The 15,729-nt window shown below is 60.8% G+C and carries 16 protein-coding genes; all 16 read left to right on the top strand.

Annotated elements, in window-relative coordinates:
• Positions 1-80: 80 nt before the first annotated feature.
• On the top strand, positions 81-599 hold the full coding sequence (locus tag C1Y63_RS06245; protein WP_146128883.1) for a DUF6668 family protein: 519 nt from the start codon (positions 81-83) through the stop codon (positions 597-599).
• Between the two features lie 103 nt (positions 600-702).
• Entirely contained in the window at positions 703-948 is a 246-nt protein-coding gene (locus C1Y63_RS06240; RefSeq protein WP_233195605.1) for a hypothetical protein, read from the top strand.
• A gap of 123 nt (positions 949-1,071) precedes the next feature.
• Positions 1,072-1,350 carry a hypothetical protein gene (locus C1Y63_RS06235; protein WP_233195604.1) on the top strand — a complete coding sequence of 93 codons (279 nt, stop codon included), beginning with the start codon at positions 1,072-1,074 and terminating at the stop codon, positions 1,348-1,350.
• An 84-nt stretch (positions 1,351-1,434) separates the two neighbouring features.
• Positions 1,435-2,139 (top strand): hypothetical protein, encoded by a 705-nt coding sequence (locus C1Y63_RS06230; protein WP_106015609.1) that lies wholly within the window; start codon positions 1,435-1,437, stop codon positions 2,137-2,139.
• A 3-nt stretch (positions 2,140-2,142) separates the two neighbouring features.
• Entirely contained in the window at positions 2,143-3,063 is a 921-nt protein-coding gene (locus C1Y63_RS06225) for a hypothetical protein (protein WP_106015608.1), read from the top strand.
• A gap of 135 nt (positions 3,064-3,198) precedes the next feature.
• Entirely contained in the window at positions 3,199-4,854 is a 1,656-nt protein-coding gene (locus C1Y63_RS06220; RefSeq protein ID WP_146128882.1) for a hypothetical protein, read from the top strand.
• 21 nt (positions 4,855-4,875) lie between these two features.
• A complete protein-coding gene (locus tag C1Y63_RS06215; protein WP_106015606.1) occupies positions 4,876-6,366 on the top strand; it encodes an SCO6880 family protein in 1,491 nt (496 codons plus the stop codon).
• A 4-nt stretch (positions 6,367-6,370) separates the two neighbouring features.
• A complete protein-coding gene (locus C1Y63_RS06210; RefSeq protein ID WP_146128881.1) occupies positions 6,371-7,309 on the top strand; it encodes a hypothetical protein in 939 nt (312 codons plus the stop codon).
• Positions 7,306-9,048 (top strand): ATP/GTP-binding protein, encoded by a 1,743-nt coding sequence (locus tag C1Y63_RS06205; protein ID WP_233195603.1) that lies wholly within the window; start codon positions 7,306-7,308, stop codon positions 9,046-9,048. The genes C1Y63_RS06210 and C1Y63_RS06205 overlap by 4 nt, the downstream gene beginning before the upstream one ends.
• A complete protein-coding gene (locus C1Y63_RS06200) occupies positions 9,045-9,332 on the top strand; it encodes a hypothetical protein (protein ID WP_146128880.1) in 288 nt (95 codons plus the stop codon). The genes C1Y63_RS06205 and C1Y63_RS06200 overlap by 4 nt, the downstream gene beginning before the upstream one ends.
• Positions 9,333-9,354: 22 nt before the next feature.
• The gene (locus C1Y63_RS06195; RefSeq protein ID WP_158256099.1) at positions 9,355-11,094 is read left to right on the top strand and encodes a M23 family metallopeptidase; all 1,740 of its coding nucleotides are present in this window, start codon (positions 9,355-9,357) and stop codon (positions 11,092-11,094) included.
• A gap of 17 nt (positions 11,095-11,111) precedes the next feature.
• Complete coding sequence (locus tag C1Y63_RS06190; RefSeq protein ID WP_106015602.1) at positions 11,112-11,741, top strand: hypothetical protein; 630 nt, start codon at positions 11,112-11,114, stop codon at positions 11,739-11,741.
• Between the two features lie 108 nt (positions 11,742-11,849).
• Positions 11,850-12,530 (top strand): hypothetical protein, encoded by a 681-nt coding sequence (locus C1Y63_RS06185; RefSeq protein ID WP_106015601.1) that lies wholly within the window; start codon positions 11,850-11,852, stop codon positions 12,528-12,530.
• A 334-nt stretch (positions 12,531-12,864) separates the two neighbouring features.
• A complete protein-coding gene (locus C1Y63_RS06180) occupies positions 12,865-14,265 on the top strand; it encodes a type IV secretory system conjugative DNA transfer family protein (RefSeq protein ID WP_233195602.1) in 1,401 nt (466 codons plus the stop codon).
• A 178-nt stretch (positions 14,266-14,443) separates the two neighbouring features.
• Entirely contained in the window at positions 14,444-15,100 is a 657-nt protein-coding gene (locus C1Y63_RS06175; RefSeq protein ID WP_106015599.1) for a DUF4913 domain-containing protein, read from the top strand.
• A 3-nt stretch (positions 15,101-15,103) separates the two neighbouring features.
• Positions 15,104-15,727 carry a hypothetical protein gene (locus tag C1Y63_RS06170; protein WP_106015598.1) on the top strand — a complete coding sequence of 208 codons (624 nt, stop codon included), beginning with the start codon at positions 15,104-15,106 and terminating at the stop codon, positions 15,725-15,727.
• Positions 15,728-15,729: the final 2 nt, after the last annotated feature.

The following is a 15,729-nucleotide window of genomic DNA, read 5'->3' as shown; positions in this document are numbered from 1 at the left end:
CGAGAATCACTCGTGTGCGCGACCGTTACAAGTTGCCGCACGCGACTGGACCACTCTTTACAGGCGAACCCAAGGATGACATGCCTGCCACGTTCGCTCCAGCGTTTTGGCTCGTTGCGGCCCATGGCGGCGCAGGTGTCACCACTCTCGAGCGCTTCTGGCTGCCCGCAGCAGATGCTTCGCGAACCTGGCCGCAGGAAGACGACTCAACAGCCTGCGTGGTCGTGGCTCGTTCCACTAAGGCGGGACTGGAAGCTGCTGGGCAGACCATCCTCAACGACACCGGTGCCGCAAACATCGTGGGCCTCGTGGTCGTGGCCGATGTGCCGGGGAAGCTGCCCAAAGATCTGATGCACAAGCTGCGAATGCTTGAGGAGCAGTTGCCGGTCTGGCGGATCGGCTACCTGCCGAAGTTGCGGCTGGTCGATGAGGAGCAGCTCGCCTCCTGGCAGCCGGGCGATGAGATCGACACTTCGCGCAAAGCTAAGAAGCTTGGCCTCGACGAACGCGTCCCAGCTCAGGTTGTGCGGGTCGGAGACGAAATCTTCACAACTGTCCGGGCGCACCGCGACCAATCCGCTACGGCGCAGGACAGCTAGACCCTGTCGTCGTCATCAGAAAACAACCTCAATCGAAGATAAGGAACTACTCAACATGAACAACCTCATTGACCGTGTGAACGCGACTCTCATCCTGGCTCAGATGCCCGGACAGAACATGTCTCCGCAGGCTCCCGAGGCTTTCCGGGCCAAGATGGACATGGGTCTGAACCTCGCCTTCTACATCGGCATCCTCATTGCCATCATCGGCGTCATCATCGCGGGCGCAACCTTGGCGCTCTCCCGTCGCGAAGGTACGTCAGAGGAAGCTACTGCCATGGCCCTGCGTATCGGCTTCGGTGCGATGATCCTTGGCTCGGCGTCTGCGATCATCGGCATGTTCCTCTAGTAAGACCTCGTTCACCTTGCTTTCTGTTTCAAAGCTGACTATGATGAAGTGTAGAAACACCGCTCGGATCGAGTTGTTTCTAAAAATGCCCTCTGAACAGCATTGATGAAAGGAGAGTGGGGAGTGAAGGCTACGTGGGTGGCTCAAGCAGCCCCTCCGGCGCGCCCTTGGACGCCACCGTCGGATGTAACCGCCACGGCGATCTATTGGCTTGGCATCGTCTCCTACGTTGCTCTGGCGGTCAGCATCTTGGCCGTCATTGGCTTTGGGGCATTGATGATCCTCGACCGTGACCGTGGCGAGCCGGTCTCTGCTACTCATCCGGCAGTGCGTGCCCTGCGCATTGCTCTGGGGGTCATGGTCATCTCTTCGGCTACCTCGCTGGCGGCATTCTTCGCCTGAGCGAGTCCTGCTGGTTTGTGGGGGGCTTCCAGTTCGCAAAAAGCCCCTTTCTCATAAGAAACACCTCGCAGAAAGGCACTAGCTGTGAACTCGCTAAAAAGCGTCGTCATCTTCGTGCTCAACCTGCCGGGGATGATCCTGCGGTTCATCCTCGGATCTATCAGGCTCGGTCTTCAACTGTTGATTTTGTGGGTCATCGTGGGTGTTGGCCTTGTGGCATGCCAAGCGGCCACACAGCCCCCGGCTGAGGAGCGTGAGCCGCTCGGCGTCCAGTGGAACGCTGGCCCTGCCGGCATTCAGGTGCCGAGCGGCAAGGCGGGCCCCAACGTTCCCACCCCGATCCCCCACGGCTACCAAGCCAGCACCCACGGCGCGGTGCTGGCCGCGATGAACGCTCAGGCGTGGCTCGCCGGTGCAGGCGACGACGCCTACCCGTTGGTCATCGAGTACCTGCTCGCCCCCGGCGACGGTGCCTTGCAGTGGGCGCAGGCCCGCTCCCTGCTGACGGTCTCCGACGAGCTGCAGAGCAACCCGCCGGAGTTCGTCGGGTTCCAGATGGAAGAACCTCAGGGCGACGACGCGGTCGTCGTGCTCGCCGTGCGCTACCCCTCTGGCGTCATCGGCGCACAGCCGGTGCAGCTCAGCAAGGCCTCCGGCGGGTGGCGCGTCGTCCTGCCCACTCAGGAGCAGGCAGTGGAGATGCAGGAAATCACCGAAGAGCAACTGGAGAAGAACTTCGTCGCCTTTGGTCCGAACGTCGGCAAAGCCGCAGAAGAGAAAGAGAAGTAGACCATGAGCGAGATTGAAACCGCCGCTGTGGACAACGCCAGCCGCAAGAATCTCCTGCTCGTCGTCGCAGCGATCGTGCTCGCCCTCGTGCTCGTTATCGGCGTGGGCATCAAGCTCTTCGGTGGCCACAGTGAGGACGTAGCTCAGGAATCGGCCCAGAGTGCGCCTAGCGCAGCCGTGACGACCAGCTACGTCAAGCCTGAGGGCGACAAGGTCCTGCGAGAGCTGAAGATCGACTACCCCGAGGGCTTTGACCCTCACCAGCGGTACTTCGACCGACAGTTCTTTGACGATTCCAAATATCAAATTGGTAAATATGGCATGGACCTCCTGGGGGACCCTATTTACATGCCGGTCGGAGAGAATGGAGAACCGTTCGGGGAATTTGTTCCCACTGACACCCTGGTATGTGAAACTCCAGACACGGTGACCATTCAGCAGCAGTATGTTCATGGGCGCTCGCTTGCCGTCTCGAATCAAGGGCCGACGAACTTCGAGGGGCTGATTCCCACCGGCTACGCAAAAACTGCAACCGCAGCCGCAATTGCCGCCAGTAATATCGTTACGATGGCAATGTCTTATCGGGATCCTATTGCGGTGGAATACGTCACGCGGTTCTCTGACTCCGTGTCTACCAAGCGTCTGGTGGACCTTGGCGCCGTCTATCCGATTCCGCACGGCGGTGTCTACCCAGCTATGGACGGTTTCAAGGTTGAAAACTGTGGTGGCGACATTGTGGTGGTCATTACTGCTTCTCGGGTTCCCGATATTGAGTCTGGTGGCTTCATTTACGAGCTGACGCGGTTGCCCATGCGCTACGAGGACGGTATGTGGGTGCTCGTCGAAAGCAAGCAAGACGCTAAGCAAGCTGACCAAGGTGTAGCCGAAGATCTGCGAGGGTTCACCCTCGTGAAGAAGGCTTAATCGAGGCTGGTGCGGTAGTTGAACAAGGTAAGTAGCTCACTGCTAGCGGTACTGCTCTTTGTCCTCTTCTCTGCGTCTCCTGCGCTGGCTCAGGATGTAGAAAAGGGTGACCCCGTTAACGTAAATGGGGCCAAGGTGTCCGCTTCCTACCGGGATTGCTTGCAGCTCCTGGAGTCTAATGACCCCCTAAACCCGGACAATCCGAACCATGCAAAGCTTGAAGGGGTTCTCACGCCAGATGGGGTAATCGGCGAAGACCTTATGGATGGCTCGGGTAAAAGCAACCTGAAAGCGATTTGTGGGGTCTGGGCCGGCTTGGCGCATCCCATCGATACGGCAAAGGCGGCCAAGGATAAGGTGGCCGGTTTCTGGAACGATCCCGTGGGTAAGTTCACCAGGGCAGTGATGGAGGGCAACACCCAGATGCTCACCATCGCGATGACCTTCTGGATGGACTACAACTACGGGGCGAACGGCCAACTTGATGCCAACATTCGTGGCGTACTCAACATCGTCCTCGGGATTTCAGGCTTCTTCCTCATCGCAGGCTTCATCATCGGTGGCGCTCGGATCGCAGCGTCGCGCCGCATGGGGCTGCAAGAAGGCATCGAGGACGTCGGGAGCCAGGTGGGTCATTGGCTCGTCTACTCCACACTCGTGCCCGCTATCGCTACGGGCGGCTTCTGGGCGTCAGACGCGCTTGCTCAAGCCATCATGGATAACTTCGGTGCGACGGATCCCAACAGCTTCATCGAGATGACAGCACTGGAGGATGTCAAGCTCGGCCCGGTGGTCATGCTTGTGCTCGGGTTGGTCGCTCTCGCTGGTTCCTGTATGCAGTTGGTCGCGCTGGTTATCCGCCAGCTGATGCTTCCTATCGCTGTCGGCATTGCAGCGCTGTTTGCAGCAGCTTCGTTCTCCGAGACGGGAAAGAATGGCCTCAAACACCTCGAAGGCTGGATTATCGCCGCCATTGCCTTTAAGCCTATCTCCGCACTGTTCTATTCGGTGACCCTCTGGTACGTCACTCTGCCTGGCAGTGGTGATGACATGATGGGTGCGATTATCAACGCGTTGATGATCGCTCTTGCGGGCTTCTCTGCCCCTGCTCTGGTGCGCATGATCGTGCCCGCCGTCGCCCAAGCTGGCGGTGGCAGCGCAGGGGCGTTCGCGGCAGGTGTCGGTGGAGCTGCTGGCGCTACCCTGGGTGCGCTCGGCTCTATGGGCGGTGGTTTGTCAGCCTTGATGGGAGGAAAGGGTGGCACCCGACCAGGAGGCTCCGGAGGCGGAGCTGCCGGGGGTGGCGGTGGCCCCTTTGGCGGTGGAGGTGGAGTCGGCGCCCGCACCAGTGCCGGTACCCCGTCTCTACGCGGTCCTGCCTCGACTGCAGCTGCGCCTTCGGGTGCGCCTCGAGGTAATCGTTTACGTGCTGGGGGCGGCGGGGGCGGCGGTGGAGGCTCCGCCGCGCCCTCCGGTGCCAACCCTGGGTCTCGCAGCACCTTAGGCGGCACCGGCCGGACGGCAGCGTCGACGGAGAGTCAGCCCGGCGGTGCTCGCACAGGAGCGGCAAGCCGGGCACGAGCAGGGGCCTCAGCGGCCGGTCGAGGCATCTCAGGAGCTTCTCGTGTTATCGGCGGCGCGGCCCGCAATTTCGCGCGCGGTACAGGCGCGGTAGTCGCTGGCGCATCCCGTGCAGGGGTGCAGGCAGCCCAATTCATCCAGTCCACGGCCAACTCGGGCACCCAGATCTTCGAAGGCTCGCTCGGGTACCCCGGCCAAATGCACCGATAGCGAAAGGTAGGTGACCTAACTATGAGTGACAAGGAACTCGAACAACCGGTTCAGTACCTTCTCGGTCAGCCCCAGCGGCGAACTGGAGTGGGGCCGTTCAGCATGAAAGCCACGATTGTTATCGCAGTCGGCTTCCTGATCTTCCTGTTGACCCAGATTGCAGGACAAACACTCTTTGCTTTCCTTGTGGTGCTCCCTATGACCATCTTTGTGGTCGTACTGGTGAGCGTCAGGTGGGGTAACCGATCGCTGGCACAAGCTGCGCAGATCCTGTGGCAAAACCGCCGCCGTGTAGCGAACAACTCCCACATCTATGTCTCTGGACCCAATAGTCGCATTCCTGGTGGCCACCGTCGACTGCCCGGACTCTTCGCACGCACAGAGGCGATTGAGGCCGTGTATAGCCCAAATCGTCCCCCCTTCGTGATGATCCTCGACCGTCCTCGTCGTGAAGTCACAGTGCTGCTTGACTGCCAAATGACTGGGCAGACAGCCATGACACAGGCGGAGCGTAACCTTCGGACTGCCGAGTGGTGCAACTGGCTGGCTAAGTTCTCGCTGTCCGGTGACATTGCCCAGGTCGTGACAGTGGTCGCTACCCGACCTGGCACAGGTGAGTTGGTCAACAACGAGGTGCGGGCGATTATCGCCGACGACGCGCCGGCAATCGCCAAGCGCATCGTCACCGAAGCTGCCTCCGTGATTGCCTTGGCCCGTCCGGAGGTGATGGCGCACATAGCTATCACCATCAAGCTGGATAAGTCCCAGCTCACTGACGAGTCGTACATCAGGAATATCGCGACCCGCATCGGCACGTGGGCAGACACAGTGCAGTACGCGGGGATCTTGGCTGAGCCAATGACTTACGAGCAAGCAGTGGCGCGCATTCACATGTTCTACAACCCGCCCACCGAGGCCGATTTTGAAGAAATCGCTCTGACTGGTGAGGGGCACGGAATGCTCTGGCAGGATGCGGGGCCGAACTGGGCAGTGACAACCAATAACTATTACGAGCACTGTGGTGCGAAGTCGGTGACTTGGGAGATGAAAGACGCGCCTCGTTCGACCTTCGAAGACACGATCCTGTCGTCCTTGATGCAGCCGCATGACCGCATCCAGCGTAAGCGTGTTGCCCTGGTCTATCGCCCCTTCAGCGCTGGTCAGGGTGCGATCCGAGTCGAAGCTGAACACCGCGATGCGATGGTGGCGGCGAACTCCTCGAGATCTATCACCTCTGCTAAGGCGGAGATGCGACTAGAGACGACGGAAGCAGCTCGCCGTGCTCAAGCACGAGGCGCTCAGCTTGGCCGCACGTCGATGTTCGTCACTGCCACCGTGACGCCGGAGGAAGATTTTAATCGCGTCATCCATGACATTGAGCAGCTCGCGGCAGGCTCGTCGATCACTTTGCAGAGGATGAAACGTCAGCAAGATGCCGGGTTTCAAGCCTCGCTCGGGTTCGGGCAGGTGCCGTGGGCGAAGTCCACTACCTCTAGACTCACGGAAGCGTAAAACGATGTTCGGACGGAAGAAGAACAAAGAAGTGGCGAGTAAAGCTCGCCCGATTATCCTGCCTGAAACCAAGGGGCTGAGCCTGCACGAGATTCGTGACGCGGCAGGCTTTGACCTGGGACTTATTGTAGACACCCCGTTTCACCAGGCGACGCTCGTGCTCCAGGCTGCCGACGGGTTGCTCGAGCTGCACGAGAAGGACACCTGGCTCGATCTTGTATGCGGAGCAGATGCCACCCAAGGGGTGCTCGCAGCGTCGATTATCTCGACGTTCTGCGGCGGTGACGAACCGGACTACAGCTTCATCACGTTCCGCACCTCGGCAGCAGAGGTGAAAAAGGACCTTACGGGGTTTTTGACGTCCATCGCGGTCAAGGCGCCGGGACTCTATGCCCCAGAGGATTACGAATACTCCTGGCTACCGCTGGATGCAACGAGAGTGACAGAGCTGGCGAACTCTTACCTTGTCGACGCAGACGCTGTCCAGCTGTTCCCACCTGCTGCTATGACCGGAGAACTCCACGCTGAATACATCAAGCACGCTGGCCGGTACTCGGTGGTGTTCGAGATCGACAGCAACGATGCAGCTGGTGCTGAAGCCTTCAGAGAGGTACACGACGTCCTTTGTGCTTCGGAGATGCCCGAGTCGCTGCGCCTGATCCGCACTGCGCGGCCAACGCACTCCCAATACCGGCAGGTTCACCCTGACGTCGCACCATCGCGCACCAGCTCGTTGCTGGTGGTCACAGGGGAGGAGCTGGATATCGTCGACGCCATTGTCGCTGAAATCTTGGCCGTTCTTAGCCCGCGCGCGAGGCTTCGTTTGCTCCGCCTGACGGGGCGTCAACACCTTGGTCTCCTCCAGGCCTCATGCCTGCCGGTCTACGGCTGGCAGAACCAGAAGACCTTTACCCGCACTACTAAGTCAGGAGTCGTAGCATGAGCACACTGAGCACGGTCGACGTTGCCGCCATGCACCAGCTGCACCAGGACATCGTGTCCGGCAATGCTCAGGCACCTGCCTGGTATACCAAGCAGGGACGCACCTACCGGCGCTGGGTCAAGGACAACACCCGCGAGATCGCGCGCGTTGAACGTATGGCTTCAATCGCTGACGGCGTGCAGCCCACTGCCCATGAGAACGTGTTCTCTAACCCCAAGCAGCGAGGGTACTCGGGGAAGTGGTCTGGTGAGGCCAGTGTGGTCTCTGGCCCGAAAGAGTGGCAGACCACCACCAACCTCTCTGGCGGATTCAACCCCAACGTCGTCGGCGCTCCTGCGCCGGTGATTGGTACGCCGCTGGGTGAGCATGTCATCACGGGCGCGGAGATTGCCTGCGACCCCCTGTCGTGGTTCCGCGAGGGGATCATCGCGAACCCCTCCTGCTTCGTGCTGTCGCTGCCGGGCCTGGGGAAGTCCACCCTGATTCGCAAGATGCTCATGGGCGACGTCGCCCAAGGTCATATCCCGATCATCGCTGGAGACATCAAGGCCGAGTATGTCGGCTTCGTCCACCAGGTAGGCGGGCAAGTAGTCACCATCGGCCACGGTGCCGGTACCTTGAACCCTCTTGACGTCGGCGCACTGGGGCGCGTCATCCCACAGCTCGAAGCACAGGTCGTCGAGCTGCGCGAAGCTGGTGATGCGGAACGACTGGAGGAGCTGGAAGCGCTCCTCGAGCGTGCCCGCGAGCAGGTTCATGGTCGCCAGGTCAACGTCGTTTCGACCCTGGTTTCGCTGGGCCGTGGTGAACCGATCCGCGACTGGGAATCCATGCTGGTCTCGGTAGCACTGCGTGAAATCTACGAGTCTGAATCCATCGACTGGGACAACCCTCCCGTGCTCTCGGAGCTAATCGATCACCTCCAGAACGGCTCGCCGCAGCTGATGGACAAGGGTCGTGCACGCGATAAGCACGAATGGGACCTGCGCGTCGATGACCTCATGCTCAGCCTCAGCTCGCTCCTGGATGGGCCAACCGGCCGCATCTTCGCCGGTCAAACCTCCACGCCGATTCGTGTCGATGCAACCGCTGTTTGCATCGACGTCTCGGCCATTGACCGTGGAGACAAAGCTATGAAAGCAGCAGTGATGATGGCCTGCTGGTCGGCGGCCTTCGGTGCTATTGAGGCGGCACACATGCTGGCAGATGCTGGGTTGGCCCCGCAGAAGTACTTCTCAGCGACGCTGGATGAGCTGTGGCAGGTCTTGGCCGCAGCCCCCGGCATGGTCGCTCAGGTTGACGCGCTGACGCGTCTGAACCGCTCGGATGCCACTGTGTTGAACATGATCACGCACACCTTCAAAGACTTGGAAGCACTCCCGAGCATTGAAGACCAGAAGACCGCGATGGGCTTCATCGAACGAGCGGGCATGGTCATCTGCGGTGGATTGCCGGCCTCGGAGCTGTCGATTCTTTCGGACAAACTGGAGTTTTCTCCAGCCGAGGCCGCCATGGTTGTGGGCTGGTCGCGGGGTGCGCACCCGAAGCGTGCGCGTACCAAGGGTGCCCGTGCAATCCCTGTGGGGCGAGGTCAATTCATGATTAAGCCCTCGAAAGACGGTAGTCCGGGTATTCCGGTGCGCACGATCCTCACCCCGACCGAAATTGAGTATCGCCTGCACGACACCAACATGCGATTTGATGACTTCTTCAAGCTGGGTGAGGAAACGGCGCTATGAGAGGTGGCCGACACATCGACCCCCGAGTGAAGACCGAGGCGATGCGTGAGTTCGTGGATACCTGGATGGACTACCGCTCCGTGACGGTCGCGTGCGGTGAGATTGCTGCTGTGCACGGCATGAGCCGCACGACCTTGTTCGCGGAGTTGCGCGAGCGCGGCCAGTGGCCGACCGCCCGCGTAGGAGATCTCGCACTCGAGAACAAGCGGTTGCGGAAACAAGTTGAACAGCTGCGCACACGCGTCGCTCAGCTGGAAGCAGTGCTCGCAGGCAGGCAGGACTAGAACCATGCTTTTACTCGGTGGAATGCGGAAGAAAATCTGGGTGTTCCTCGTGGCCTTGGTGCTGTTTCTGGTGCTATTCGTGGTGGTCCTTGGCAGCGGCGAAGACAAGTGCGAGAAGCCCGCAGGCCCGCGTACGCGGGGTACCTCGGCAGCTGCGCCGGTGACATCGGACGGCTTGGCCTACCCGATTGACCCGGCGACCCCCATGTCTTCAGGCTACGGCCCGCGCGACGGCGGTTTTCACTACGGTGTTGACCTAGCTGGACCGCACGGCACACCGCTCTACGCCTACGCCGACGGTGTCGTGAAATACGCCCAGGACACCGGAGTATCGGGGTTCGGTGGCTGGGTGGTCATTGACCACGTCAAAGACGGCCAGAGCTTCGCCACGGTATACGGGCACATTGACCCCGGCCATGTTTACGTCGCCGCTGGGCAGCAAGTCCGCGCAGGCGATCACATCGCCGATGAGGGTAACTCTGGCGCTTCCTCCGGCCCCCACCTCCACTTCGAGGTGCACCCCGGCACCTGGAACTCCTCGTCAGGCGGAGTCGATCCGACAGGATGGCTGGAAAAGGCCAAAGGGGGAGCAACGGACGGCGCATCACAACGTGACAGTGGCCGCGAGCACGTCAGCATCGATCCTGGTGATGGCATCGCGGTGGCGGAAATTGATGATGACAACTGGGTAGAAACCCCCTCTGCTATCTCCGGCTTCGACGGCAATGTCCCCACAATTGGACCTGGTGAGGAGCTACCGCACCCCCGTGAGTTCGGCGTGCCTGCCGGTGAGGGGGGTCTGCGCATCGATACCAAGCGTGGGATGCGTATCGCAGCAGCGAAATTCCACCATTACATCAAAAAGAACGATGGCATCGGTGGCGTGCGCCCAGACAAAGATTTTCCGGATCACCCCGGCGGCTTCGCCATCGACATCATGGTGGACCACTGGGATTCGACCGGAGGTCAAGCACACGGCACGGAGATTAAAGACTGGTTCTTTGCTCACCGCCACGAGCTGAATATCAAGTACATGATCTGGCAGCAGACCTACATTCCCTCAGAGGGTGAAGGTAACCTCATGGCAGATCGCGGTACTCCTAGGGCCAACCACTTTGATCACGTGCACATCACTTTCCACGAGTCGCCGTTTGCGACGGCCGATGAGCCGGTCTACATGGTTGAAGATGATGCAGGCGATGGCAGTGGCTACACGCTCTCTGACAGGGGATGTGGAACCCATGGCGGGGATCATGCGTCTTATGACCTGGCTCCGGGGACAGTGCCGGAAGAATTTGAGCGGTGGTTCGCCATCGGTGCCCAGGTGTGTCCCGAGGTTGACGCGCCGATGCTGGCAGCCCAGATGCAGCAAGAATCGGCTTTCCAGAAAGGGGCCGTCAGCGGCATGGGCGCTATGGGGTACGCGCAGTTCATCCCCAAGACGTGGCAGGCCTACGGCTATCCCGTCGACGACGACGGTAACCCCACTGGTCCTGCTGGTGCGGGTGACCCAAATAGCCCTGGAGATGCAGTGATGGCGCAGGCGCACTACATGTGCGACCTTGCGGATCAGATGCGTGAACCATATGAATCGGGTCAGCTTCGCGATTTCAACAATCTGCAAGAAGTAATCCTCGCGGCGTATAATCGTGGGCCTTACGGCGTGCTCGAAGAGGGGGGAATGCCCGAATCGAAAGAAACGCGAGATTATGTGCGTATCATCACCGGCAATCTGGACAAATATAAAAAAGGTACAAAGTAGACTTGAGTTAGGAAAGGATGAAAACTTTGGAGACGTCCAGGACAAAGGCTTTGGAAGTGCTTGTGGCAGTGCTTGCCGCACTCGTGCTTGCGGGTGGCATCGCCTGGGGCGTGCAGGCCTATCGCAGTGCTCACGCTGGCCATGGTGGCCATGAGCATGGGCGCAGTCACGCAGAGGACCGCGATCATCTGCACGGTGATGAAGACCCGCTCGCCCCTAGCGTCGATCTGATCACGGCCGCAGAGCAAGCGACCGCAGCGCTCTGGGACTTCCAGCCCTCTATCGACGCCACGAAGCACGATGCGAACGTGCGTGTAGCGAGCCGCTACCTGGCAGGTGAGCTGAGAGAGGACCTCATCAACCCTGGGGAAGGTTGGCGCGGCGAGGTCCCCTCGCCGCGCTGGCAAGCATGGGCGCGTAGTGGTGACCATGTCCTAGGAACCTCGGAGTGCGAGGGGGTCGAGTACGAAACGAAGAACTCAGCGTGGGTGGATTGTAACGTCCGTCAGTTCGTCGTCACGACCACCGGCGGCAGTATCCCCTATGCACCGTTCCCGATGAGGGCATTCATGGAGCAGGGCGAAGATGGTACTTGGTACATGACACGTTTGCAGTACCCGCCGAGCGAACATTTCGGGGTGTTCTAGTGGCAGGCTGCGGGCCGCGATGATGTGAAGGGTCTTGCGAGGATTCGCAAGACCCTTCAAGCTGTCCAATGTCACTACTGTCTACAACCCTTGAAAGGGGTCATCACTATGGCGCTGTCAGCCAAGGAGAAAGAGCGCTGGGCGGAGATCGACTCGGTGATTGCCGAATACAAGGCTGCGCTCAAGGCTGCTGAGGATCACGAAGTGCTCAAGGCTTTCGCCAAGGAGCAGGGCTGGGACAATGGACCCGACTTCGGCAAGTTCAAGCACTCTCTGAAGCGCATCGGGGTCAACTACGACCAGCTGCGTGAGGAGACGTTCGCCGCTCGTGACGCGAAGAAGGCTGAGGAACTAGCCGACATCTCGGCCGACGCACCGTCCGTCTACCTGTGGGCAGCCGCCGTGGAGCACGACGACAAGGCGTCGTTCGCCATCGTCAGCGAGGATCGCGACGCTATCTGGTACGGAAACTTTTTCAGCGACGACCGCATCCGCGTAGCGGGCGATGCCGTCACTGCTGAGCAGTCGGTGGCAGACAAGGCGGTGTGGCTGGCATCTAAGGCTCTGGCAGCGGCTGAGCAGGCTACTGGCCGCCTCGTGCTGACCACCACGTGCCCCCACTTGGACGAGGACCGGCTCGTCGCTGCGGGCGCACGCCTGGGCGTTGCTGTGGAGATCGCGGTCGATCCGGAAGACGACCGTGCCGTGGCAATGGCCGGTGAACCTGGGTACAAGCGCTGGCAGGACAACAACCTCGAGGAGCTGGTGCTCGTGATCGCCGATGAGTAAACAAGGCGGACGCACGAACGCCCGTAATGCGGGCAGAGTTACGGCAGACCCACGCACGATCCTGGGTTTCCTTGTCCTGGGGCTTTATTTTTTGGCCGTGGTTGTGGTCAACATCGGGGTGCGTGTCTCTCGCGCCACAACCGGGGTTCCGGAGGAGATTCCGGGAAACCCCATTCAGGTGCTGTTCATGGTGGTGGGAAGAAAAATGCCGTTCCCCACCCCTGCGATCATCACCTCGGTCGCTCTCGTCGTCATCGTGGTAGCTGCGGCAATCTTTGTCGTTCTGCGTCGAATCACTAAGCCCAAGCCTGTCGTAGACACGGCGGCCAGGCACTTGGCGTCAGCAAGTGACATCAAGTCGTTGAGCAAGGATGCCGCAGCCGCAAAGGCGAAGAAGTGGCTTCCCGCCGAGCTGGCGCCCACGCACCCCGGCCTGCGGCTGGGCAAGGTGCCGAATACTACGACGGGGTTGTACTCCACCTGGGAAGACCTGTACCTGGTGATCTTTGGCCCTCGTATGGGTAAGACCACCTCCCAGGTGATCCCAGCCATCGTGGACGCTCCAGGGCCGGTGCTCACCACGTCGAACAAGCGGGACATCATCGACGAGACGATTGGCATCACCGGTCCCCGTGGTCAGGTCTTCGCTTTCGACCCTCAGCGGATTGCTTACGGCTTCGACCAGGAAGCGTGGTTCTACGACCCGCTGGACCTGGTGCGACGTGAAGAGGCCACCATGGATGCGGCAGCCACTGAGCTGGCAGACATCTTCAAGTGTGCATCTCAGGGTGAGAACTCTGGCGGCGACGCGTTCTTCGCAAATCAGGCGACCGACTTGCTCTCCAGACTCTTCCTCGCGGCGGCGGTGGACAACCGCCCAATTACCGACGTCTTCAAGTGGGTCAACGACGACTCCGACCGGACCCCCGTGCGCCTGTTGGAGCAACATGGCTGGGCGATGCAGGCCGAAGCCTTGCAGGGGCAGTACAACACTACGGAGAAGACTCGCTCGGGCTTCTTCTCTCAGGCTGCGCAGATTGCTATGCCACTGGGGCGGCGTGAAGCTGCACGATGGATCACGCCGACGGAAGGTGTAAGGAAATTTGACCCGGACGCATTCGTCCGTTCAGCTCATGACACGCTTTATATTCTCTCCAAGGAGGGGGCGGACAACGCAGCTGCGCTAACCACCGCGCTGACTGCGGCAGTGATGAAGGCGGCGGAGGCCTACGGTGAAGCCAACGGTGGCCGCCTGCCGGTGCCGTTGGTCGCCCCACTGGACGAGGCGGCCAACGTCGTCCGCTGGCCCCAGCTGCCGAGGCTGTACTCGCACTATGGCTCGCGCTCGATCATCCTCATGACCATCTTGCAGTCCTACGCCCAGGGCGTATCTGTGTGGGGCGAGGAGGGGATGGAGGCGCTGTGGTCTGCCTCTGCGATTTTGCTCTACGGTGGCGGCGTGAGGGACGAGAAGATGCTGCAAAAGATGGAAGCACTAATTGGCGACTTCGAAGAGTGGACAGAAAGCGTCTCCGTCTCTCAGGGCAATCGCTCAGTCTCGTGGTCCACACGGGAGAAGAAGATCCTCACCGTCGCGGAGCTGGCGTCCCTCGGCGACAACCGCGCGGTGGTCTTTGCTGCCAAGCGCAGGCCGCTGATTGCGCAGCTGGAGCCGTTCTGGGAACGCACCTACTGGGATGACGACATCAAGGCCGCGTTGCCGGGTTTGAAGTGAGCCATCCTCGAGAGGTAGTCGATGCCCCACGAACAGCCTCCAGTTCCACCGGGGGTTGACAAGCGCCGGTGGCGTGAACTGTTGAACAAGGTCGCAGACCTTAGACGCAAGCACGCTGCAATCGAAGCACACAACAAAGCGCTGAGAGACAACAGCGATCAGGAGAAAGGAGTCACGGATGCAGATTGAAACAACCCCTGACGGCCGTCAGGTCGTCAGCTCTTTCGACCGGGAGAAGATCCTGGGCATGGCGGCAAAGACCGCTGCGGAACCACCCGAGCATCGACCGCGTCGCACGGACCTACGACGCAGCAACAAAAAGCGCCCATCGGTGGCAGCTGACAGTACAGCTGAGCAGACCAAGGACCCCGTGCCGGCCGCTGCCGAAGAGAGCAGCCAGACAGCACAGCAGCGACCGCGTCGCAGGCGTCCGCCGGTGGTGGACGCGTTCGCGCTGATGCCTGAGGGGGCTGCCGGTGCGGACATTCCCGCACCCATGTACCCGTCGATGTTCGACTTCGTGATGTGCGAGCTGGTCTCCACCTACGGTCAATCACAGGGGCGGGTGCCTAACTGGTCGGCAATCTGGTACCGCCACCCGGAGGCCGTGCGCCGACTGGACGCGCTGTGGAGGAAGTTTGAGAAGCTTCGCGTCGACGACCCGTTTAGCTTCCGCGAGTCTTTCTACCACCGGTACGCTGACTACCACATGGACCGGCTGATGAAGTCCGAGAGCGTGTTCGCCGACTGCAAGCGTGACGATGTGCCCATGCAGCCGCTGCCGACCGCGCAGATGAAGACCACCTATGTCCGCGCATCCAGGCAGGAGGCCTAGCCCATGAGCACACGAGATCACCGCACCGCACGCAGGCTCGCCCGCGCGATGCACGTCGCACGTCAGCGGCCTCGGATTGTGGTCGTCCAGCGCCCCTACCCGGCAGGGCCGAACCTGCTGACGCACATGGCACTGGGTGCCTTGGTCGCTGAGGCGGTGCGTCACAGCCTCGACTACCCGGATGATGATGGCGAGTTCTTCGCCGCCGAGTTTGAGCGCAGAGGCCTGCCCGAGACTGCCAGCGTGGTGCGCGACGGCGCTGAGGCCTTGGGAGCCGATGAAGCAGGCGATGCCGCTGAGCCGCTGCGGGTGCAGCAAGCACTCACGCGGCTGAGTGCGGTGGGAGCTGCCGACAACATCCTCAACGGGTTGGCCGAAGCGCTTGACCTGGTGGACGAAGACCCCTGGCGTGACGCGAACCCCACCATGCTGACCAGTAACGAGCAGCTCGACGACCTGATTATCGTCGGCGCTGACTACGAGACTGTCACGGCCTACGCCAATGCCGTTGAGCTGTCAGACATCTCGCCTAGCGAGGACCTCGCCGACAGCCTCGGGGGAGCCGCCGAGGTGGACGCCTATGACCACGAGATGCTCAGCGAGGATGCCGATCAGGCGACGCTGTAGCA

Origin of the sequence: Corynebacterium sp. 13CS0277, from assembly GCF_002994655.1 — a bacterium.
Taxonomy (GTDB): domain Bacteria; phylum Actinomycetota; class Actinomycetes; order Mycobacteriales; family Mycobacteriaceae; genus Corynebacterium.
The sequence above is the reverse complement of the archived record's forward strand: the minus strand, read 5'-3'. Positions and strand labels throughout refer to the sequence as shown.